The sequence below is a fragment of the Ideonella livida genome (assembly GCF_010499455.1).
In the GTDB taxonomy this organism is placed as follows: domain Bacteria; phylum Pseudomonadota; class Gammaproteobacteria; order Burkholderiales; family Burkholderiaceae_C; genus Ideonella; species Ideonella livida.
In genome coordinates this window covers 14,719-35,477 of the sequence record NZ_JAAGOH010000009.1, presented here as the reverse complement: position 1 = coordinate 35,477, position 20,759 = coordinate 14,719, and the positions used below count along the sequence as shown (strand labels likewise).

The 20,759-nt window shown below is 69.2% G+C and carries 19 protein-coding genes; 7 read left to right on the top strand and 12 right to left on the bottom strand.

Translation table 11 applies throughout. The annotated features are described in order from the left end of the window. Positions 1–129: 129 nt before the first annotated feature. Positions 130–762: a 3'-5' exonuclease gene (locus G3A44_RS09315; protein WP_203561351.1), complete on the top strand. Its 633-nt coding sequence runs from the start codon at positions 130–132 to the stop codon at positions 760–762. Positions 763–772: 10 nt separating this feature from the next. Here G3A44_RS09315 and murB read toward each other — a convergent pair whose 3' ends face one another. Then, positions 773–1,789 (bottom strand): UDP-N-acetylmuramate dehydrogenase, encoded by a 1,017-nt coding sequence (murB, locus tag G3A44_RS09310; RefSeq protein WP_163457246.1) that lies wholly within the window; start codon positions 1,787–1,789, stop codon positions 773–775. 102 nt (positions 1,790–1,891) lie between these two features. Between murB and G3A44_RS09305 the strand changes: the two genes are divergently transcribed. Next, positions 1,892–2,386: a YajQ family cyclic di-GMP-binding protein gene (locus G3A44_RS09305; protein WP_163457245.1), complete on the top strand. Its 495-nt coding sequence runs from the start codon at positions 1,892–1,894 to the stop codon at positions 2,384–2,386. A 14-nt stretch (positions 2,387–2,400) separates the two neighbouring features. Further along, a complete protein-coding gene (locus tag G3A44_RS09300; protein ID WP_163457244.1) occupies positions 2,401–3,444 on the top strand; it encodes a hypothetical protein in 1,044 nt (347 codons plus the stop codon). Between the two features lie 64 nt (positions 3,445–3,508). Here the strand turns inward: G3A44_RS09300 and G3A44_RS09295 are convergent, their stop codons facing one another. Further along, positions 3,509–4,774: an MFS transporter gene (locus G3A44_RS09295; RefSeq protein ID WP_163457243.1), complete on the bottom strand. Its 1,266-nt coding sequence runs from the start codon at positions 4,772–4,774 to the stop codon at positions 3,509–3,511. Between the two features lie 33 nt (positions 4,775–4,807). Continuing rightward, positions 4,808–5,641, bottom strand: coding sequence for an HDOD domain-containing protein (locus G3A44_RS09290; protein WP_163457242.1), 834 nt, complete (start codon positions 5,639–5,641; stop codon positions 4,808–4,810). A gap of 205 nt (positions 5,642–5,846) precedes the next feature. Between G3A44_RS09290 and G3A44_RS09285 the strand changes: the two genes are divergently transcribed. From G3A44_RS09285 to G3A44_RS09270, 4 genes are all read left to right on the top strand, one after another. Further along, positions 5,847–7,046 (top strand): acyl-CoA dehydrogenase family protein, encoded by a 1,200-nt coding sequence (locus G3A44_RS09285; RefSeq protein ID WP_163457241.1) that lies wholly within the window; start codon positions 5,847–5,849, stop codon positions 7,044–7,046. 26 nt (positions 7,047–7,072) lie between these two features. Continuing rightward, positions 7,073–8,209 carry an acyl-CoA dehydrogenase family protein gene (locus G3A44_RS09280; protein ID WP_163457240.1) on the top strand — a complete coding sequence of 379 codons (1,137 nt, stop codon included), beginning with the start codon at positions 7,073–7,075 and terminating at the stop codon, positions 8,207–8,209. 158 nt (positions 8,210–8,367) lie between these two features. Beyond that, positions 8,368–10,101, top strand: coding sequence for a kdo(2)-lipid A phosphoethanolamine 7''-transferase (gene eptB / locus G3A44_RS09275; protein ID WP_163457239.1), 1,734 nt, complete (start codon positions 8,368–8,370; stop codon positions 10,099–10,101). A gap of 91 nt (positions 10,102–10,192) precedes the next feature. Then, positions 10,193–10,537 (top strand): hypothetical protein, encoded by a 345-nt coding sequence (locus G3A44_RS09270; RefSeq protein WP_163457238.1) that lies wholly within the window; start codon positions 10,193–10,195, stop codon positions 10,535–10,537. 59 nt (positions 10,538–10,596) lie between these two features. On the opposite strand, the gene G3A44_RS09265 is transcribed toward G3A44_RS09270, so the two are convergent. The 9 genes from G3A44_RS09265 to G3A44_RS09225 form a co-directional block, all read right to left on the bottom strand. Next, on the bottom strand, positions 10,597–11,745 hold the full coding sequence (locus tag G3A44_RS09265) for an ABC transporter substrate-binding protein (RefSeq protein ID WP_163457237.1): 1,149 nt from the start codon (positions 11,743–11,745) through the stop codon (positions 10,597–10,599). Positions 11,746–11,957: 212 nt separating this feature from the next. Beyond that, positions 11,958–13,163, bottom strand: a complete 1,206-nt coding sequence (gene pcaF / locus G3A44_RS09260; RefSeq protein WP_163457236.1) for a 3-oxoadipyl-CoA thiolase — start codon at positions 13,161–13,163, stop codon at positions 11,958–11,960. A gap of 45 nt (positions 13,164–13,208) precedes the next feature. Further along, positions 13,209–13,979 (bottom strand): ABC transporter ATP-binding protein, encoded by a 771-nt coding sequence (locus G3A44_RS09255; protein WP_163457235.1) that lies wholly within the window; start codon positions 13,977–13,979, stop codon positions 13,209–13,211. 10 nt (positions 13,980–13,989) lie between these two features. After that, entirely contained in the window at positions 13,990–14,763 is a 774-nt protein-coding gene (locus tag G3A44_RS09250; RefSeq protein WP_163457234.1) for an ABC transporter ATP-binding protein, read from the bottom strand. Beyond that, on the bottom strand, positions 14,756–15,814 hold the full coding sequence (locus G3A44_RS09245; RefSeq protein ID WP_203561350.1) for a branched-chain amino acid ABC transporter permease: 1,059 nt from the start codon (positions 15,812–15,814) through the stop codon (positions 14,756–14,758). Before G3A44_RS09245 ends, G3A44_RS09250 begins: the two co-directional genes overlap by 8 nt. 144 nt (positions 15,815–15,958) lie before the next feature. Next, positions 15,959–16,837, bottom strand: coding sequence for a branched-chain amino acid ABC transporter permease (locus G3A44_RS09240; RefSeq protein ID WP_163457233.1), 879 nt, complete (start codon positions 16,835–16,837; stop codon positions 15,959–15,961). A gap of 153 nt (positions 16,838–16,990) precedes the next feature. Further along, the gene (locus G3A44_RS09235) at positions 16,991–18,175 is read right to left on the bottom strand and encodes an ABC transporter substrate-binding protein (RefSeq protein ID WP_163457232.1); all 1,185 of its coding nucleotides are present in this window, start codon (positions 18,173–18,175) and stop codon (positions 16,991–16,993) included. Positions 18,176–18,254: 79 nt separating this feature from the next. After that, positions 18,255–19,073 carry an alpha/beta fold hydrolase gene (locus tag G3A44_RS09230; RefSeq protein WP_163457231.1) on the bottom strand — a complete coding sequence of 273 codons (819 nt, stop codon included), beginning with the start codon at positions 19,071–19,073 and terminating at the stop codon, positions 18,255–18,257. Between the two features lie 26 nt (positions 19,074–19,099). Then, positions 19,100–20,707 carry a benzoate-CoA ligase family protein gene (locus tag G3A44_RS09225; protein ID WP_163457230.1) on the bottom strand — a complete coding sequence of 536 codons (1,608 nt, stop codon included), beginning with the start codon at positions 20,705–20,707 and terminating at the stop codon, positions 19,100–19,102. Positions 20,708–20,759 lie beyond the last annotated feature (52 nt).

Genomic DNA, 20,759 nt, shown 5'->3' with positions numbered 1-20,759 from the left:
CCGCCAGGACGGGAACGCCACGATGCACCCGAGCCTAGGGGCGGCCGGCCCCCTTCGATACCGGACTAGCCCGGGTGACTTGTCCAGTGCGCGACACTCGGGTCACCGCACCCCTGAACAAGACTGCCTGTGCCCACCCCGCCCAGCCCCGCCCCGCAGACCCCCGCCGCCCCGGACACGGTTGCCGCCTCCGCCACGCCAACACCTGCCTGCACGGCCCTGACCCCGCCACCGCTGCCCTGCGTGATCGACGTGGAGGCCTCGGGCTTTGGCCGGGGCAGCTACCCCATAGAAGTGGGCGTGGTGCTGGAGGATGGCCAGGCTTGGTGCAGCCTGGTGCGGCCAGCCCCCGACTGGACACACTGGGACGAGCAGGCCGAGCGCCTGCACGGCCTGAGCCGGCCGCTGCTCTCGCGCCACGGACGTCCTGCGCGAGAGGTGGCCTTGGCGTTGAACCATCACCTGCGCGGCCGTGCGGTCCACACCGATGCCTGGGCCCACGACTACCCCTGGCTGGCCCGGCTGTTTGACGAGGCGGGCTTGCTGCCCGCCTTCCGCCTGCATCACCTGCACGCCCTGTTCACCCCCGAACAGGCCGCCGGCTGGGACGACGCCGTGGCCCAGGCCCGCGTGGCCCTGGGTCCGATGCGTCACCGGGCGTCCAACGACGCCCGGGTGCTGCAGCACGCCGCCGCCCTGTTGCTGGGGCTGACACCGGTGGTGCCGCGGGGGGCAGCCCTGTCCAGGCGCCGAGACGACTGAAGCCGCCGCCTCAAACCAGCACCGGCTCCATCTCCAGCCGGATGCCGAAGCGGCCGTAGACGCTCTCCTGAATGGCCCGAGCCAGCGTCTGCACCTCCGAGCCGATGGCGGCCCCGCGGTTCACCAACACCAGGGCCTGCTTCTCGAACACCCCGGCCTGGCCGATGGACTTGCCCTTCCAGCCGCAGGCGTCGATCAGCCAGCCCGCTGCCAACTTGAAGCTGCCGTCGTCCATCGGGTAATGCACCACATGCGGGTCACGGGCGATGATGTCGCGGCACTGCTCGGGGGTGACCACCGGGTTCTTGAAGAAGCTGCCCACATTGCCGATGACGGCCGGATCCGGCAACTTGGCGCTGCGGATGTCGCAGATCCACTGGAACACCGTCCGGGCGTCGGGCGCGGTGATGCCGGTCTCGGTCATCTTGCGCTCAATGTCCAAGTAGCCCAGTTGGGGCTGCCACGGCCGCGGCAGGCGCAGCCGTACCCGGGTGATGACACTCTTGCCCGCCAGCCCGCCCTTGAAGATGGAATCGCGGTAGCCGAACTTGCACTGCAAGGCATTGAGCGTGACGGTGCGGCCCGTGGTCAGGTCCACCGTGTCCAGCGACTCGAAGCGGTCTTGCAGCTCCAGGCCGTAGGCGCCGATGTTCTGCACCGGGGCGGCCCCCACGGTGCCGGGGATCAGGGCCATGTTCTCCAGGCCGGGCCAGCCCTGCGCCAGGGTCCAGGCCACGGTGTCGTGCCAGCGCTCGCCGGCCCCCACCTCCACGATGTAGGCGTCCGGCCGGGTCTCGACCAGGCGCCGGCCCATGACCTCTACCTTGAGCACCAGCTCGGGCATGTCACGGGTGAGGATGACGTTGCTGCCGCCCCCCAGGACGAATTTCGGGGCCAGGCCCAGCTCGGGATGGTCGAGCACGCGGCGCACGTCGGCCTCGGCGGCAATGCGCACCAGGCGCCCGGCCACCGCCGGCAGGCCGAAAGTGTTGAAGGGTTTCAGGCTCACGCCCGTTTCGATCTGCATGCGAGAATTTTCGGCTATTTGACGCCATGCACCGGCCGGCCGCCGCATCAAGCGCGCCGGCCGCATGCTTTGCAGACGACACCACACACCGAAAGCCCCACGATGCCCAGCTTCGACGTCTCCCTCGAACCCGACATGGTCAAGATCAAGAACGGCGTGGCCAACGCCGCCAAGGAGATCGGCACCCGCTTCGACTTCAAGGGCACCAGCGCCGCCGTCGAGCTCAAGGAAAAGGAAAAGGAGATCCAGCTCACCGGCGACAGCGATTTCCAGATCGACCAGGTCCATGAAGTGCTGGTGGGCAAACTCACCAAGCAGGGCGTGACCCTGAACTTCCTGGTCAAGGGCGAGAAGCTGGAGAAGCTCGGCGGCGACAAGCTGCGCCGCACCGACAAGATCAAGGACGGCATTGAGGCCGAGCTGGCCAAGAAGATCACCGGTGCCATCAAAAACAGCAAGCTCAAGGTGCAGGCCAGCATCCAGGGCAATGAAGTGCGCGTGACCGGCAAGAACCGTGACGACCTGCAGCTGGGCATCGCCTTCTTGAAGAAGGAGTTCGCCGACCAGCCGCTGTCCTTCGGTAACTTCCGCGACTGATCCCGGCAAGCGCCATGACCCTCTCCACCGGCACGAGCGCCGCCCCGCACGGCACCCCTTCCCCGACCCTGGGCCGACTGGCCCAGGAGGTTCTGGCCCAGCACGGTCATGACGCCGCCCGGGTCGCCGACCGCCTGCGCCAGGAATCCGGCGCCCTGCTGGCCCAGGCGCCCACGGCGGAGCTGGAGCTCTGGCTGCGTGCGGCCGAGCATGTGCTGCTGGGCCATCAGGACGATGCCGCCAGCCTGCAGGCCTTGCTGGATGACTTGCGGCGCCAGGCCCCCGCACAACGCCTGGCCGAGCCCCTGCTGGCCAGCGCGCTGGCGCGGCAGGCCGCCGCCTTGTGTCTGGCCGAGCAAGGCGTGCCCGCCATGCCGGACGGCACAGTGCTGGAGGCGGTGGACCAGGTGCGCGCCTGTTACAACGCTGTGCTGGCCTGGGCGCGCCGTGAGCGCTGGGACACCGCCACGGCCCTGCTCGACACGGCCTGCGCTGCCGCGCAGGCTGCGCCCGGCGACCTGCAGGCCCGGCGGGCCCTGGCGGCCCTGGCCCACAACGTCTCGGCCGACCTGCAGCAAAGCCGCGAGCCGGGCGACGACGAGTCCGCGGCCCTGATGCTCAAGGCGGCCCACATGGCCCGCGAGCACTGGGCACTGGTGGGCGGCTGGCGCGAGGTGGAGCGGGCCGAATGGCAGCTGGCCTTGTGCTACGCCACCGCCGGCCAGGGCGCGCCGGCCCAGCGGCATGCAGCCGCCTGCCTGGCGGCCTGCGAAGCCCATGTGGCCGACGGCGCCGACGACTATGAGTTCTGCTTTGCCTGGCAGGTGACGGCGCTGGCCGCCATCGCAGCGCGTCAGCGCCAGACCGCGCAGGACGCCCGCCGCCAGATGGCCGACCGCGCCGCCCGCCTGCAGGGCGGCCAGGCCGACTATGCCGCGCAGTGCCTGGCCCAGATCGACGAGGCCTATGCCCGGCTGACCTCCACGGTGGGGCACGACCTGGCCGGCGAAACGCTGGCGGCGATGCTGCCGGACGAAGACGCACCGCCGGCGCACTGACATCGCCACCGCGCCGGCGCCCGGTGGACCGGGCCTTCCCCGGCGCGGCCACCAGACCTCGGGCTCATCCTGACCAGCTGGGGCGGCGGGCTGCGGCGAAGGCCGCCACGGCAATCGCGCACACCGCCGACAGCACCAGCATCACGTCCTCATAGCCGCCCGGCAGCACCAGCAGCAGGGCCGCCACGCTCAGGGGCGCTCCCGCACGCGCCAGCAGGCCGATGGCCGAGATGGCGCCGCCGATGCGGCCAACATGGGTGCGGCCGAAGTACTCCGGCACCAGACCGCCGCGCACGATGGTCACCAGGCCATTGGAGGCGCCCAGCAAGAACGCGAAGGCGGCCAGGGCCGGCAGGCTATGGGCCAAGGCAAACAGCGCAAAGGCCACGGGCAGGCCGCTGAGCACCACCACGCCCACGGTCTTGAGTCGCCAGTGGCGGCCCAGGCTGGCGTACACCAGCCGCCCGGCCACCTGGCAGGGGCCCACCCACACCAGCACCTGCAGGGCCTGGGCCTGGCTCAAACCCTTGGCGGCAAAGGCGGGCATGACATGGGCCCAGAAGCCGGCCTGGGCAAAGGAGTAGGCGGTGAAGGTGAGCGCGAGCAGCCAGAAGGCCCCGGTGCGGGTGGCCTGGCGCAGCGTGACATCGGCTGCCAAGTCCGGCTGGCGCGTGGCCGCCCCCTGCGAGGCCCCGCGCAAGGCCCAGGCGTTGAGCGGCGCCACCACCCCCACCAGCAGGCCGGCCAGCGCCAGCAGCGAGCCGCGCCAGCCTAGGGCCGCCTGCAGCGCCGCCACCGCCGGAAAGGCCACAGTGCTGGCAAATCCGGCCACCAAGGTGAGCGCGGTGATGCCCTGCCGGTAGTGGGTGGGAAACCGCCGGGTCAGCACCGCAAAGGCCGGCTCGTAGAGGATGGCCGCCATGGCCACCCCCAACAGCGCCCAGACCAGCAGCAGGTGCCAGGGCTGGTTGACCTGGGACCACAGCGCAAAACCCAACCCTGCGAGTACGGCCCCGCCGGTCATCAGGCAGCGGCCATGTCCCCAGTCGACCAGCGCCCCGGCGCCGTAGGCCGCCGCGCCCCACACGGCCAGGCCCAGGGTGAAGGCGCCCATCAAACGGGTGCCCGGCCAGCCCAGCTCGGCCTGCATGGGCAGCACGTAGGAGGTGAAGCCGTAATAGAGCGGCGCCCACGCCAGGATCTGACCGACGGCCAAGGCCGCCGTGGTGCCCAGAAAACCCGGCGGCAGGGGTGGCCAGCGTCCGGGCCCACCGGAGGGACGCGGGGCGCGGTACGGGCGCAGGCGGGCAAGTAGGGAGGCAGCGCGCATAGGCCCGGCAGTATCGCCGGGCCACCAAGCGCTTCAGTGCAACAGCTGATCGACCCCGGCGGTCAGTGTCTCGTAGCTGGCCAGGTGGCTGGCCAGCCATTCCTCGTTCAGGTCGAAGTGCATGTGGTGGAACAGGTCCGGCTGGTACTCGTGCAGGGTGGCCAACGGGTCCAGTCCCATGTCACCGGCATCGGCCAGCACGCTGGCCAGGCGCAGCACGCCGCCCAGCGGGCAGAAAGGGCGGCACGCCATGGGGTCCACCGCGGCCGCCAGCGCGCGCACCAGCTCGTCCGGGAACTTCCAGCGGCGGGCCAGCTCGGCCGTCACCTCCAGATGGTTGCATTGCAGCACCGCCATCTCGTGGTCCAGCAAACTGTCGGGCAGGTGGGCCAGCTCCTCGGCACGGGCCACCGCCTCCGGTTCGTGCATCAGCATCAGCAGCTCGCCCGTGCGCATCACCAGGCCAGCCAGGTAGGCGGCATCGGGGTCCAGGTCGCTGGCCTGGGCCAGCACACGGGCATGGCCAGCGGTGGCCAGGCACTTGCGCCAGAAGCGCATGCGGTCGAAGTTTTGCAGCTTGGGGAAGGCTCCGGCCACGCAGGCCGCCAGCGCCAGGTCGCGCAGGCTGTTCAGGCCGATGGTGCTGGCCGCATCCTTCAGGCTGCTGATGGTGTGGCGCGGGCTGTAACGCGCCGAGTTGGCCAGGCGCAGCAACTTGGCCGACAGGCCTTGGTCCCGGCCGATGAGGTCGGCCAGTTCCTGCATGCCCATGTCCTCCCGCTCGAAGGACTTGAGTAGACGGGAGGCCACCTCCGGCATGGAAGGCAGCGCGGCGGCATTGGCAAAGAACTTGTCGGACATCGGCATGACGGACCACTCCAGCTGAGGCGTTGGCAGGTGAGGACGCAGGTCGGCCGGCGCACGCCCAGCCCGCCTGGCCTCTGCGGGATTTCGGCGGCGCGCGGCCGGCTTTGAGGACTTTCAGGGAAAGCCCTGCCCGGTCCATGTCACGGGCTGGACATCGCTGGGACAGACCCGGGGCTACAACCCCCGACAGCGTGAGGAGAACTGGATGGACCTGAATTTCACCCCCGAGGAACTGGCCTTCCGCGCCGAAGTGCGCGACTGGGTGGCCACCCACCTGCCCGCCGACATCCGCCAGAAGGTGCGCCAGGCACAACGCCTGCACAAAGATGACCACCAGCGATGGGCGCGCCTCCTGGGTGCAAAAGGCTGGCTGGGCTACGCCTGGCCCCGTGCGTTTGGCGGCCCGGGCTGGAGCGCGGTGCAAAAGCACCTGTTTGAAGAGGAATGCGCCCTGGCCGACGCGCCGCGCATCGTGCCCTTCGGGCCGGTGATGGTGGCGCCAGTGATCATGGCCTTTGGCACGCCCGAGCAGCACCGGCGCTTTTTGCCCGGCATCGCCAGCGGTGATGTGTGGTGGAGCCAGGGCTACAGCGAACCGGGCTCGGGCTCGGACCTGGCCTCGGTGAAGACCCGGGCGGAGCGGGTGGGCGACCACTATGTCGTCAACGGCCAAAAGACCTGGACCACCCTGGGCCAGTATGGCGACTGGATCTTCTGCCTGGTGCGCACCGACACCCAATGCAAACCGCAGGCCGGCATCAGCTTCCTGCTGATCGACATGAAGAGCCCGGGCGTGACCGTGCGCCCCATCCTGCTGCTCGACGGCGAGCATGAGGTCAACGAGGTCTTCTTTGACAACGTGCGGGTCCCCGCCGAGAACCTGATTGGCGAGGAGAACAAGGGCTGGACCTACGCCAAGTACCTGCTGGCGCATGAGCGGACCAACATCGCCGACGTCAACCGCGCCAAGCGCGAGCTGGAGCGCCTCAAGCGCATCGCCCAGGCCGAGGGCGTGTACGACGACGTCCGCTTGCGCGACCAGATCGCGCTGCTGGAGGTGGACATCGTGGCGCTGGAGATGATGGTGCTGCGCGTGCTCTCGGCAGAGAAGAGCGGCAAGCAGAGCCTGGACGTGGCCGGCCTGCTCAAGATCCGCGGCAGCGAGATCCAGCAGCGCTACACCGAGCTGATGATGCTGGCCGGCGGCCCCTGCACCCAGGCCTTCCTGTTCGAGGCCATGGAGGCCGGCTGGCAGGGCGACCAGGCCCTGGGTGGCCTGTTCCCCGGTGGCGCCGAACACTGTGCCCCGCTGACCAGCCACTACTTCAATGTGCGCAAGACCACCATCTACGGCGGCAGCAATGAGGTGCAGCGCAACATCGTGGCCCAGACCCTGTTGGGCTGACGCCGCGCACAAGGAGCTTGAACAGCATGGACTTCGATTTCTCTGACGACCAGCTCTCGCTGCGCGACATGGTGGCCCGCTGGGTGGACAAAGCCTTTCCCTTTGATCGCCGACATGCCCTGGCCAAGGCCGGCGGCGCCGCCCGCGCGGTGCACACCGAGCTGGCCGAGCTGGGCTTGACCGCCCTGGTCATCCCCGAGGCCCACGGCGGCATGGGCCTGGGTGCGGTGGAGGCCATGGTGGTGATGGAGGAGCTGGGCCGCGGCTTGGTCAATGCACCTTACACCGCCGGCGCCCTGATGAGCCCCTGCCTGCTGGCCGCAGCGCCCGAGGCCCTGCAGGCGGCGTGGCTGCCCCGAATGGCCGACGGCTCCGCCCTGGTGGTGCCCGCCCTGCAGGAGAAGGCCGCGCGCTACCGGCTGAACCGGGTCAGCACCCGTGCCGAGGCCGGGACGGACGGCGTCTGGCGCTTGAGCGGCCGCAAGAGCCTGGTGCCCGCAGGTGACGAGGCCGACGCCTTCCTGGTGCCCGCCCGCGTGACCGGCACGTTGGACGACGAGGCCGGCATCGCCTTGTTTCTGGTGCCGCGCGACGCCGCCGGCCTGTGCGTCGGGGGCCACCCCCTGCAAGACGGTGCCCGTGCCGCCGAGCTGCAGCTGGAGAACACGCCCGCCACCTTGGTGCTGGAACAGGCCTGGGATCGCCTGTCCCTGGCCCAGGACGTGGGCATCGCCGCCATCGCCGCCGAAAGCGTGGGCCTGATGGACCGCCTGACCGCCCTCACGGTGGACTACCTGAACACCCGCAAGCAGTTCGGCGTGACCCTGGCCACCTTCCAAGCGCTGCGCCACCGCATCGCCGATGTGAAGATGCAGCTGGAGCTGGCACGCTCTATGAGCTATTACGCCACGCTCAAGCTGGGAGAGGCCGGCGACGCGCGCCGCCGTGCACTCAGCCAGGCCAAGGTGCAGGTCGGCCAGAGCGCCCGCTTCGTGGGCCAGCAGTGCATGCAACTGCATGGCGGCATCGGCATCACCGACGAGTACCTGGGCAGCCACTACTTCAAGCGCCTGACCGCCGTGGAGATGCAGTTCGGCGACACCCTGCACCACCTGGGCGAAGTGTCTGACCGCATGCAGGCCACGGCCGGCGTGTTCGCCTGAAGGGCGCTGCGACCGGGGCCGGTCTGCGCGGCGCCATGGCGTGCCTCCGGCACGCCCGACACCGGGGCTCACAAACGCCTGACACGCAGACAAAATGCGCGCTTCGCCCGCACGGCAGGCCGCACAGCGGCCGGTGCGGGCACAGGCCCGACCCTCCCATGCTGCACCGCCTCCTCCACCGGGTGATCCGCCCCGCCCTGGCCCTTCCCCCCTTGCACTTCTGGAAAGCCTGGCTGGCGGCCACGCTCTGGGTGGGGGCGGTGCTCAACCTGCCTACCTGGTGGGAACGCCTGCACACCTTGTGGTGGGTCACGCCCGGCGCCTGGAAGCTCGCGGGCCCGCTGGGCGAGCTGGCCCTGACCCTGGGGACCACCGGCCTGCTGCTGGCCTTTGCCCACCTCTGCGGGCGATGGGGCCTGCGCCTGGTGGGTGTATTCCTGGTCATGGCCTCGGCGGTGGCCGCCTACTACATGGTGCGCTTCAAGGTGGTGATCGGGCATGGCGTGCTCAACGCCGTGTTCACCACCGACCACGACCTCTCGGCGGAAATCGTCGACCACTGGACGGCCCTGTGGGTGCTGTGCCTGGGCGTGCTGCCCAGCGTCTGGCTGTGGCGGCATGCCCGCCAACCGGGACTGCTGAGCGGCTGGCGCCTGCCCGGCTGGGGCCGTGCCGCCCTGCTGGTCATGCTCTCCAGCCTGCTGCTGCTGCTGCTGGGCCAGTCCACCCTGAGCCAGGCCCGCAAGGCGCTGCGCGGCGTCACCGGTCCAGAGACCAACCTCATCGGCGTGGCCGCCCACAGCTACCTGCCCAGCAACTGGATTGCCGGCACGGGCATGGTGGTGGGCAGCCGGGTGCGGCAGGCCCGGGACGACGCCCGCCTGGTCCATCCATCGCGACAGCACCGCTACCTGCCCGCGACCCCGCTGGACGACACGGTGGTGGTGCTGGTGATCGGCGAGACCACCCGCTCAGACCGCCTGGGCCTGCTGGGCCACACCCGTGACACCACCCCGCACATGCGGCAGGCCCAGCACCTGGCGGCCTTCGCCGGCTGGTCCTGTGACACGGCCACCAAGCTCTCGCTGGCCTGCATGTTCGTGCGGCCGCAGGGCATCCAGGTGGGCAAACCGGGACAACCCGACCGGATCCTCGAGGACAACGTCTTCTCGGTCTACAAGCATCTGGGCTTCAGCATCGAGCTGTTCGCCATGCAAAGCGAGGCCGGCTTCTACACCAAGGTGCGCCCCGACGCCTTCAAGCTGCGCGAGGTGATCGCCGCCCAGCCCGAGAACCTGGACAAGCGCCTGGACGACCGGCTGCTGGTGCCCGAGGTGGCCCAATCCCTGGCGCGGCACCCTGCGGGCAAAGGCCCGCATCTGGTGGTGCTGCACACCAAGGGCTCACATGCCGTGTACAGCCAGCGCTACCCCAGCGACTTCGCCCGCTGGACCCCCGAATGCAAGAGCTCGGGCGACTTCTGCCGCGTGGACGAACTGCTGAACGCCTTTGACAACAGCGTGCTCTTCGTCGACCAGGTGCTGCACGAGCTGCGTGGCACCCTGGCCGGGCGCAAAGCCCTGATGGTGTGGGTGCCCGACCATGGTGAGTCCATCGACGAGAACCGGCACTTTCACGCCACCCCGCGCCACATCGCCCCGCCGGAGCAGCGCCGTGTGCCCCTGGTCTTCTGGGCCAGCCCGCAGTGGATGGCAGACGCCGAACTGGCGCGCCGTTACGCGCGGCTGCAGGCCCACGCCGCCCGTGCCGCCAACCTGCCACCGGATACGGCCACCTACGGCCACCACAACCTGTTTGCCACCCTGCTGGGCTGCATCGGCGTGGACAGCCCGGACGGCGGCATCGCCCCCGAGCTGAACCTTTGCCACTGAACGGCCCCGGGCCGCCCTGCCCCCTAGGACGCGGGGCGCCGACCCGCCCTGCGGCGCTCCGCGGGGCCGGCATAGCGGCCACACTGGACGGATGATTACCGTGCCTGCCTCCTGCCGCCTGGTCCTGCTGGGCCTGCTGACCGTCCTGAGCGGTTGCGTCTACGTGCCCCGCTCGGTGCCGGTCTATGACCAGGCCTGCCAGATCGAGAGCCGGCGCATGGAGATGGAGCCCGTGGTGCTGCGGGGCATGGCCGGCTGCAGCAACGAGGGTTGCGCCAGCCTGCTGGTGGCCTCCGGCCTGGTCACGGCGGCCAGCGTGGTGGTCAGTGGCAGCATCGTGGTGGCTGGCAACGCGGTGTACTGGTTTGAGAAGCGTGGCCGCTGCGCCGAGGCTGCACAGGCCGCCTCCGCGCCTGCGGTGGCGGCCCCGCGCTGACCACGGCGCCCCCGCAGGGCCGGCACCACAGGCCGGCCCTGCTGGCGGAGCGGTGCCGTTCAGTAGCGCAGATTGCCGCTGCGGTCGATGACCGACAGGGCCACCTGGCGGGAACCCACGTTGTCGCCCGAGGCGAAGTCCACCGTGTAACCCCCCAGGTCCAGGCGCAGGCGGCGCACCGCCGCCTCCAGGTTCTCCGGCTTGAGCGGCAGGCTGCTGCGGCGCAGCCCCTCCACCGTCACCCGGGCGGCCAGGTAGCCCGCCAGCGTCATGGTGTTGAGCTCTGTGCCCTTGGGCGCAAAGTCACGCATGGCGGTCTGGAAGTCCCGGATCAGTCCCGTCGTGGGCGAGTTGGGGTTGGGCGTCACCTGGGCCAGGGCCACGCCCAGCGCCCCTTCCGGGCCTGCCTTGGCCACCACACTCTGGGCCGAGACATAGCTGAGCCCGTACACCGGCGTGCGGTCGCCCACGGCCCGCAGGTCACGCACGAAGGCTGCGCCGCTGTTGGGCGCCAGGATCATCAGGAAGGTCTGAGCCCCCTGGCCGCGCAACCGGGCCACGGCGTCGCGGGCGTCGTCGGCGCCAGGGGGCAGCGCCACCTTGGCCACCACCTGCAACTGGCGCGGGCCCGCCTGCTCCTCGATGTAATTCAGGCCGTTGCGGCCAAAGGGGATGTCCTGGTAGACCACGCCGACCCGGGACAGGCCCACATTGGCCAGGTTCTTCAGGATGGCCTCGATCTGCAGCCGATCGCCGGCCTGCAGGTGGAACATCAGCGGACTGCCCGGGGTGCGCAGGCTCTCGCTGCCGGGCGTGACGCCCACGGCCGGAATGCCCACGCGGTCCAGCGTCCGGTCCTGCAGCAGGGCCGCGACGTTGGCCGAACCCAGCAGGTTGACGAAGGCCACCGGCCGGTCCCGCTCGGCCACCAGCCGCACCAGGCGCACCGTCTCGGCGGGCTGGTACTGGTCGTCCTCCCGCACGAAGCGGATGCGGTTGCCCTGCACGCCGCCCTGGGCGTTGACCTGGTCAAAGTAGGCCTTGGCACCCAGGTAGTTGGCCTCGCCATTGACGGCCAGCGGCCCACTGAAAGGGGCCACCTGCGCCACCACCAGATCGGCGGCCCGGGCCGGCCCAGCCCCCCCCAGCGCCAGGCCCACACCCACGCCCAGCCCGGCGCGGATCCAACGACGTCTCGTGCCATTCATCTGCAGTCTCCCTGTCCGGTGGCATCGCCCCGGACCTGATGTGTTGTCAACGCAACGACAGTTTCAGGGTCATGCACCGTTCCGGGGATTCGGTACTTCCCCACTCAGGAAAGCACTGACTTCACATCTGCAAACAAAGACGCTGCAAATCTGCACAGTCCCAAGTGGGCAGACCGCATCCCGGAACCGGCGCGGGACGTGTGGCGCCAGCCTCAGACACGCTCGACGATCAGCGCGATGCCCTGCCCCACCCCAATGCACATGGTGCACAGGGCGTAACGGCCACCGGTCCGTTGCAGCTGGTTCACCGCCGTCATCACCAGGCGCGCGCCGCTGGCCCCCAGCGGGTGGCCCAGGGCGATGGCCCCGCCGTTGGGGTTCACGCGCGGGTCGTCGTCCTGCAGGCCCAGGTCGCGCAGCACGGCCAGGCCTTGGGCGGCAAAGGCTTCGTTCAGCTCGATCACGTCCATCTGCGCCAGAGAGAGGCCCGTGAGTTCGAGCACCTTGCGCGTGGCCGGCGCCGGCCCCATGCCCATGATGCGCGGCGGCACGCCGGCCGTGGCCATGCCGACCACGCGGGCACGCGGCGTCAGGCCGTGGCGGCTGGCAGCGGCCTCACTGGCCAGCAGCAGGGCCACAGCGCCATCGTTCACGCCGCTGGCATTACCGGCCGTCACGCTGCCGTCAGGGCGCACCACGCCCTTGAGCTTGGCCAGGGCGTCCAGGCTGGTGTCGCGCGGATGCTCGTCCCGGGCCACCACCACGGGGTCGCCCTTTTTCTGCGGCAAGGTGACGGGGCAGATTTCGGCGTCAAAGAAGCCGGCGGCTTGAGCGGCGACGGTCTTCTTCTGGCTGGCCAGGGCGAAGCAGTCCTGGTCTTCGCGGCTGATGCGGTAGTCCGTGGCCACGTTCTCGGCGGTCTCGGGCATGGAATCCACGCCGTAGCGCTCCTTCATCAGCTTGTTCACAAAACGCCAGCCGATGGTGGTGTCGTACACCGCGTTGTCGCGGCTGAAAGCACTGGTGGCCTTGGGCATGACGAAGGGCGCGCGGCTCATGCTCTCCACGCCGCCGGCAATCATCAAGCCCGCTTCACCGGCCTTGATGGCGCGGGCGGCCGTGCCCACCGCGTCCATGCCCGAGCCGCACAGGCGGTTGATGGTGCTGCCGGGCAGCGCCAGCGGCAGGCCGGCCAGCAGGCTGGCCATGTGGGCCACGTTGCGGTTGTCCTCACCGGCCTGGTTGGCGCAGCCGTAGATCACGTCGGTCACAGCCGCCCAGTCCAGGTTCGGGTGGCGGACCATCAGGGCCTTGAGCGGCAAGGCACCCAGGTCGTCGGTGCGCACGCTGCTGAGGGCGCCGCCGTAGCGGCCGATGGGGGTGCGCTGGGCGTCGCAGATGAAGGCTTGATTCGTCATGGGAGCGAGGGGGTTCTGAGTCAGGAAGAAAACAAGGTGCGCGGATCAGACGCCCAGGTAACGGTGCAGGCCGGCCTCGTCGGCGGCCAGAGTTTCACTCTCACCGGCCAGCACCACGCGGCCCTTTTCCAGCACCACACAGCGGTCGGTGGTGGCCAGCACATGGCGGTAGTTGCGGTCCACCACCAGAGACGCGATGCCGCTGGCGCGGATCAGGCCAATCACACGCCAGATTTCGGCCACCACCAGCGGGGCCAGCCCCTCGGTGGCCTCGTCCAGGATCATCAGGTCCGGGTTGGTCATCAGGGCGCGGCCAATGGCCAGCATCTGCTGCTCGCCGCCCGAGAGCTGGCCGCCACCGTTGCCCAGGCGCTCAGACAGGCGCGGAAAGGTCTGCATCACGCGATCAAAGGTCCAGTCGGTCTGGCCTTTGCGGCCCGGGCGGGCGGCCATCAGCAGGTTTTCGCGCACGCTCAGGTTGGGGAACACGCCGCGCCCTTCGGGCACGTAGCCAATGCCCAGGCGCACGATCTGCTCGGGGGCTTGGCCCGTCACGTCCCGCCCGGCCACCTGCACCGTGCCGCCGGTGGCCTGGAGCTGGCCGATGAGGGTGCGGATGAGGGTGGTCTTGCCCATGCCGTTGCGGCCCAGCAGGCCCACGGCCTCGCCGCGGCCGATGGTCAGGTCCACGCCGTGCAGGACATGGCTCTGGCCGTAGTGGGCGTGCAGGCCGCTGGCCTGCAGAAAAGGGCCGCCCTCGGCGGTGCCGGCACGGGCTGATGACGCAGCCGGACGGTCCTGGATGGTGGAGGTCATGCGGAGTCCTTCAGTGGCCATCGCCCAGGTAGGCGATGCGCACCTCGCGGTGCTGGCGGATGGCGTCAGGCAGGTCGGAGGCGATGACGCGGCCGTTGACCATCACGGTGATGCGGTCGGCCACGCGGAACACGGCGTCCATGTCGTGCTCCACCAGCAAGATGGCGTGGCCGGTCTTGAGTTGGCCCAGCAGCGCCAGCATGCGTTCCGTCTCTTCGGGGCCCATGCCGGCCAGGGGCTCGTCCAGCAGCAACACCTGCGGGTCGCTGGCCAGGCACATGGCGATCTCCAACTGGCGCTTTTGGCCGTGGCTGAGGGTGCCGGCGGTGCGCTCGGCCACCGCCCTCAGGCCGGCGCGGGCCAGGGCGTCTTCAGCGGCAGCCTGGGCCTTGGCGCAGCGCTTGGCGGGGGTCCACCAGTCCCAGGCACGTTGCCAGCGGGCCTGGGCGGCCAGGCGGCAGTTCTCGCGCACGGTGAACTCCAGGAACACGGTGTTGCGCTGGTAGCTGCGGCCCAGGCCGGCCCGGGCGCGGCGCGGCTGGCTCCAGTCCGTCACCTCCTGCCCGTTGAGGATGACGCGGCCGGCGCTGGGCGGCAGCTCGCCCGAGAGCAGGTTGATGAGGGTGGACTTGCCTGCCCCGTTGGTGCCGATCACCGCGTGCAGCTCGCCCCGGCGCAGCGTGAGGGACACCCCCTCCACCGCCTTGAGGCCGCCAAAGTAGCGGGAGACGCCTTCGGCCTGCAGGGCGATGGCGTCCGCGGAGGACAGAACAGCGTCAGACATGGCGCACCTCGGGGCTGTGAGACGTGGCAGAGGCCGGGGTGGCACCGAAGCTGGCCGAGTCCTCCGGCGCCGGGCGGGCGCGGCGCCCCCCCAGCAGGGCCGGCAGCCCCACCAGGCCCTTGGGCATGAAGGCCACGATGGCGATGATGGACAGGCCCAGCATCAGCTGCCAGTGCTTGGCAAAGCTGCCAAACAGGGCTTGGGACTGAAACAGCTCCTGCAACAGCGTGAAGGCCGCCGCGCCGAGCAGCGCCCCGCGCAGGTGGCCCAGCCCGCCCAAGATGATCATGATCAGCACGGCGCCGCTGAAGTGCCAGCTCAGGATCTCCGGGTTCACAAAGCCATCTTTGAGCGCGAACAAAAAGCCCGCCAGCGCCGCCAGCACGGCTGACAGCACAAAGGCGCCCAGTTTGTAGGGCAAGGTGGAAAAGCCCGCCGCCCGCATGCGCTGCTCATTGGCCTTGATGCCGGCCAGCGCCCGGCCGGTGCGGCTTTGCAGCAGCACCGCCAGACCCACAAACGTGCCCGCCAGGCAGGCCCACACCGCGTAGTACAGGGTGATGGGCTTGTCCAGGTCAAACGGCTGCCAGTCCCCCAGCTTGAGCACCGGCCGGAAGTAGAGGTAGATGCCGTCGCTGCCACCGCCCAGGTCGGTGTCATGGAACACAAAGTAGGCCATCTGCGCGAAGGCCAGCGTGATCATGATGAAGTACACGCCCTGGGTGCGCAGGCTCAGCAGGCCCACCACCAGGGCAAACAGCGCCGCTGCGCCTAGGGCGGCGGGCAGCGCCAGCCACAGCGAGGCGCCTTCACTCTGTGGTGACATCAGCGTGACCACATAGGCCCCGATGCCAAAAAACGCCGCCTGCCCAAAGCACACCAGCCCGGTCTGCCCCACCAGCAGCTCCAGGCTGAGGGCGAACAGCGCCAGGATCATGATCTTCATCGCCAGCTCCAGGTAGAAGCCAGAGATCAAGGCCGGCAGCAACGCCAGCCCGGCAAAGGCCAGCAGCACCGGCAGGCCTTTGCGCACCCACATGGGATCAGACATTTCAAACCTCCAGGTTCAATCACGAGCCGCCCGCTCGGACCTGTTTCAAGCCGTCAAGCGGCCACCGCGGAACCGGCTTTGCCGGGCCGCGGGTGGCGCCCCCTTGAGGGGGAGGCGCCGCAGGCGCTTCGGGGGTGGGCCTATTCATCCTGCTTTGAACAGGCCTTGCGGCTTCCAGAGCAGCATCACGGCCATCAAGAGGTAGACCGACAGGCCGGCGATGCTGGGCACCAGCACCTTGCCGAAGGTGTCCACCAGGCCCACCAACAGGGCCGCCACCAGCGCGCCCTTGATGGAGCCGATGCCACCAATGACCACCACCACGAAGCAAATGATGAGCACCGAGCCGCCCATGCCGGGGTACACCGAGGACATGGGCGCCGCGATCATGCCGGCCAGCGCCGCCAGGGCCACGCCGACGGCAAACACGATGCGGTACAGCAGGCGGATGTTCACGCCCATCGCCCGCACCATCTCCCGGTTGCTGGCCCCGGCCCGGATGCGCATGCCCAGCCGGGTGCGGCTCATCACCGCCCACATGCCCAGGGCCACCGCCACGCACACCGCCGAGATGAACAGCCGGTAGACCGGGTAGGTCATCACGTCGCCCAGCGGGATGGTGCCGGACAGGAAGGCGGGCGGCTGCACGCCATGCACGTCATCGCCCAGCAGGATGCTGCGCAGTTCCTCAAACACCAAGATGAGGCCATAGGTCATCAGCACCTGCTGCAGGTGTTCACGCTCGTAGAGGTAGCTGAAAAACACCCACTCCAGCACATAACCCAGCGCCACCGAGAGCACCAAGCCCAGCACCAGCACACTCCAGAAACCGCCACCCCAGGTGGCCGCCACCGGCGCCAGCGCATAGGCCATGTAGGCCCCGATCATGTAGAAGCTGCCATGCGCCAAATTGATGACACCCATGATCCCGAAGATCAGCGTCAGCCCCGACGCCACCAAAAACAGCAGCAAGCCGTACTGCAGCGCGTTGAGGCACTGGATCAGAAAAGTCGAGAAATCCACGAAGCCCACCCCACTCGGCACCCAAGCCGCACAAAACAAAGAGGCCGCCGCCAGGCCAACACCAACCAAGCCAACCACGGTGGATCCGGCTTGGCCGGTCCACCCGTGGTGCCCCCCTGGGGGGGCGCGATCTGTGATCGCGTAGGGGGGGAGTTACATCCGACAGCCACGGGCCGGATCGGCCAGCGCCTTCACCGCCACACCCGCCGACACGTTCTCCTTGCCCTTGACTTGGCGCAGGTAGATGTCTTGCACCGGGTTGTGGGCCTTGCTCACGGTGAAGGGGCCACGCGGGCTGTCGATCCTGGCCTTCTCGATGGCGGCGGCCATCTCAGCCTTCTTGCTCACATCGCCCTTGGTGGCGGCCAGGCCGATGGCCAGCATCTGCGCGGCGTCATAGCCTTGCACCGCGTACACGTCTGGCTGCAGCTTGAAGCTCTTCACATAGGCCAGTCGGAAGGCGTTGTCCTTGGGCGTGTTCAGGCCGTCGGCATAGTGCAGCGTGGTGAACAGGCCCTGGGCCGCGTCGCCCTGGGCCTCCAGCGTGCCATCGGTGAGGAAGCCGGCGCCATAGAGCGGGACGGTCTTGTTCAGGCCCGCCGCGGCGTAGTCCTTGACGAACTTCACCGCACCGCCGCCGGCAAAGAAGGTGTAGACCGCATCGGGCTTGGCCGCGGCAATCTCGGTCAGCAAGGCCTGGAACTCGACGTTCGGGAAAGGCAGGTCCAGCGACTTGACCACCTTGCCCCCGCTCTTCTCGAAAGCCTCCTTGAAGCCGTTGACCGACTCGGTGCCGGCGGCGTACTTCCAGGTGATGGTGATGGCGGTCTTGTGGCCCTTCTTGGCCACCACTTCGCCCATGGCATAGGCCGGCTGCCAGTTGCTGAAGCTGGAGCGGAAGATGTTGGGCGCGCACATCGGGCCGGTCACGGCATCGGCGCCGGCATTGGGCACGATCAGCAGGGTGTTGCTCTCCTTGGCGGCCTTGGCCATGGCCATGGCCACGCCGGAGTGCACGGTGCCGATCAGCACATCCACCTGGTCGCGCTTGATGAGCTTGCCCACGTTGTCGGTGGCCTTGGCAGGGTCGGACTCGTCATCCACCTTGAAGAACTCGATCTCTCGGCCCCCCAGCTTGCCGCCCTGCTCCTGCACATGCAGACGAAAGCCGTTCTCGATGGCCGTGCCCAGCGCCGCGAAGGTCCCGGTATAGGGCAGCATCAGGCCTACCTTGAGCTTGGGGGCGCCCTGGGCCAGCGCACCACTGCAAGCGGCGGCGGCCAGCAGCGCGATGGCGCTCAGGCGGGTCAGCGTTTGGAATCGAGGGGTCGTCGTCATGGTTGTCTCCGTCCGACTGGTGGCGCCCGGTCCGGGCTGGTTGGTAGGGGCCGGGCTGTGGTTGAAACGCTGGGGTGGATCAGGCGGCGTGGGCGTTGGGCCTCTTGGGTGCCGCGAGAGGGTCCGCCAGAAAACGGCTGACGGCATCGATCACCGCCTCTGGCTGGTCCTTGTGGGGCGAGTGGCCGCAGGCCGGGAGCTTGAGCAGCCGGGTGTCGGGGTGGGCTGCGGCAATGCCGTCGATCTGGGCCATCGTGCCGTACTGGTCATCCAAGCCTTGGATGGCCAGCACAGGCGCCACGATATTCTTTAGTTCTGAAGTAATTTGCCACTGGGGAAAGTCCGGGGCCAACCAGATGTCGTTCCAGCCCCAGAACGCGGAATCCACATCGTCGTGGTAGCGGGCCAGCTTGGCGCGCAGGTCCGTCTCGAGGTAAGCGCGGCGCGCTTCGCGGATGCTGATGAGGCCGAACGCCTCCACCAGGATATGCGGCGCCATCACGGTGCAGCTGGCCACGCGGCCCGCGGCGCGCGCGGCGTGGATCAGGCTGATGGAGCCGCCGTCGCTGTGGCCCAGCAGGTGGTAAGGACCCACCACGCCTAAGGCGTCCAGCAGCGCCGGCAGCACCTGCTCGGCTTGGATGTGCATGAAATCCAGGCCCCAGCGCTCAGCCCCCGGGCGCGGGGTGGAGCGGCCGTAGCCGGGGCGCGAATACACCAGGCCGCGCACGCCGGCGGCGCGACACAAACGCTCTGGAAAATCGCGCCACATGGCCAGTGAGCCCAGGCCCTCGTGCAGAAACACCAGCAGTGGAGCCTGCGGGTCAGGCACGCCCACCCAGGCGTGCTCGATGCACAGCGGGCGGCCGCCAGCGGTGATGTGGATCAGCTCGCTCATCGTCGTTGCGTCTCAGGCCGGGGGCTTCAGGCGGTGGCGCCCTTGGCGCGTTCGGCGTCACGCAGCTTGAAGCGCTGGATCTTGCCGGTGGCCGTCTTGGGCAGGTCGTCCACAAACTCGATCTGGCGCGGGTACTTGTAGGCCGCCAAATGGTCTTTGCAGAAGGCTTTGAGCGCCGCCTCGTCGGCGGCCTGCCCGGGCTTGAGCACCACAAAGGCCTTGGTCTTGGTCAGGCCCTCTGCGTCTTCCACGCCAATCACGGCCGCCTCCAGCACGGCCGGGTGTTGCACCAAGGTGGCTTCCACCTCAAAGGGGCTGACGTAAATGCCGCTGACCTTGAGCATGTCGTCAGAGCGGCCGCCGTAGGTGTAGGTGCCGTCCGCGTTGCGCACGTACTTGTCGCCACTCTTGGTCCAGCCGCCTTGGAAGGTGTCGCGGGTCTTTTCGCGGTTGCCCCAGTACATCATCGCGGCGCTGGGGCCGTGGATGTAGAGGTCGCCCGGCTCGCCATCGGGCACCGGCCCGCCGTCGTCGCCACGCAACTCAATTTGGTAGCCGGGCACCGGCCAGCCGGTGGTGCCGTAGCGCACCTGGCCCGGGCGGTTGGACAAGAAGATGTGCAGCATCTCGGTGGAGCCGATGCCATCGACGATGTCCACGCCAAAGTGCGCCTTGAAGCGCTCGCCCAGTTCGGCGGGCAGCGCCTCACCGGCGGAAGACACCAAGCGCAGGCTCACCGCGCTGCGGGCCGGCAGCGCCGGGTGCGCCAGCATGCCGGCGAAACCGGTGGGGGCGCCAAAGAAGACCGTGGGCTTGACCCCTCCGACCTGACCGAGCCAGCGCTTGAACGTGGCGTCGGGCGTGGGCCGCTCACCCATCAACAGCACCGTGGCGCCCACACTCAAGGGGAACGACAAGGCATTGCCCAAGCCGTAGGCGAAGAACAGCTTGGCGGCGGAGAAGCACACATCGCTCTCCTGCAGGTCCAGCACGCCGCGGCCATACAGCTCGGCCGTCCAGTAGGGGTTGCCGTGCGAATGCACGGTGCCCTTGGGGCGGCCGGTGGAGCCACTGGAATAGAGCCAGAAGCCCGGCGCATCGGCGCCGGTGGCCGCCGCCTGGGGCAGCGGCGCCTGGGCCGCGACAAAAGCCTCGAACTCCACCTCGCTGGGGTGCAGCGGCGCCATGGGGCGCGAGACGATGACCTTGCCCACCTCGTGATCGCTCTTGACCAGCGCCGCGTTCACCGCCGGCAGCAGGGCGCCGGAGCACAGCACGGCCTGGGCGCGCGAATGCTCCAGCATGTAGGCGTAGTCATCTGCCGTGAGCAGGGTGTTCACCGCCACCGGCACCACGCCGGCGTACATGGCGCCCAGAAAGGCCACGGGCCAGTCGCGGCTGTCCAGCATCAGCAGCAGCACGCGCTCTTCGCGCTTGATGCCCAGGGCGCGCAGGCCGGCAGCAATCTGGCGCACGCGGGTGGCCAGCTCGCCATAGGTGGTGCAGCCGGTTTCGTCGATGAAGGCGGGTTTGTCCGGCCGGCCGGCATTGATGGCCAGCAGGTGGGCGGCGAAGTTGAAGCCGTCGGTGGGCGCGGGCACCTTGAGTTCTTCAGCGGCTTGCAGTTCGGTCATGCGTGTCTCCTGGGGTCCGGCGGGTGGGCCCACCGTGCGGGTGTGTGGGGGA

Coding starts and splice junctions, on each gene's coding strand:
- eptB (WP_163457239.1), top strand. CDS start 8,368: ATGCTGCACCGCCTCCTCCACCGGGTGATCCGCCCCGCCCTGGCCCTT.
- G3A44_RS09235 (WP_163457232.1), bottom strand. CDS start 18,175: ATGACGACGACCCCTCGATTCCAAACGCTGACCCGCCTGAGCGCCATC.
- G3A44_RS09250 (WP_163457234.1), bottom strand. CDS start 14,763: ATGTCTGACGCTGTTCTGTCCTCCGCGGACGCCATCGCCCTGCAGGCC.
- G3A44_RS09255 (WP_163457235.1), bottom strand. CDS start 13,979: ATGACCTCCACCATCCAGGACCGTCCGGCTGCGTCATCAGCCCGTGCC.
- G3A44_RS09265 (WP_163457237.1), bottom strand. CDS start 11,745: ATGAATGGCACGAGACGTCGTTGGATCCGCGCCGGGCTGGGCGTGGGT.
- murB (WP_163457246.1), bottom strand. CDS start 1,789: ATGCAGATCGAAACGGGCGTGAGCCTGAAACCCTTCAACACTTTCGGC.
- G3A44_RS09270 (WP_163457238.1), top strand. CDS start 10,193: ATGATTACCGTGCCTGCCTCCTGCCGCCTGGTCCTGCTGGGCCTGCTG.
- G3A44_RS09290 (WP_163457242.1), bottom strand. CDS start 5,641: ATGCCGATGTCCGACAAGTTCTTTGCCAATGCCGCCGCGCTGCCTTCC.
- G3A44_RS09280 (WP_163457240.1), top strand. CDS start 7,073: ATGGACTTCGATTTCTCTGACGACCAGCTCTCGCTGCGCGACATGGTG.
- pcaF (WP_163457236.1), bottom strand. CDS start 13,163: ATGACGAATCAAGCCTTCATCTGCGACGCCCAGCGCACCCCCATCGGC.
- G3A44_RS09305 (WP_163457245.1), top strand. CDS start 1,892: ATGCCCAGCTTCGACGTCTCCCTCGAACCCGACATGGTCAAGATCAAG.
- G3A44_RS09285 (WP_163457241.1), top strand. CDS start 5,847: ATGGACCTGAATTTCACCCCCGAGGAACTGGCCTTCCGCGCCGAAGTG.
- G3A44_RS09225 (WP_163457230.1), bottom strand. CDS start 20,707: ATGACCGAACTGCAAGCCGCTGAAGAACTCAAGGTGCCCGCGCCCACC.
- G3A44_RS09245 (WP_203561350.1), bottom strand. CDS start 15,814: ATGTCTGATCCCATGTGGGTGCGCAAAGGCCTGCCGGTGCTGCTGGCC.
- G3A44_RS09295 (WP_163457243.1), bottom strand. CDS start 4,774: ATGCGCGCTGCCTCCCTACTTGCCCGCCTGCGCCCGTACCGCGCCCCG.
- G3A44_RS09300 (WP_163457244.1), top strand. CDS start 2,401: ATGACCCTCTCCACCGGCACGAGCGCCGCCCCGCACGGCACCCCTTCC.
- G3A44_RS09230 (WP_163457231.1), bottom strand. CDS start 19,073: ATGAGCGAGCTGATCCACATCACCGCTGGCGGCCGCCCGCTGTGCATC.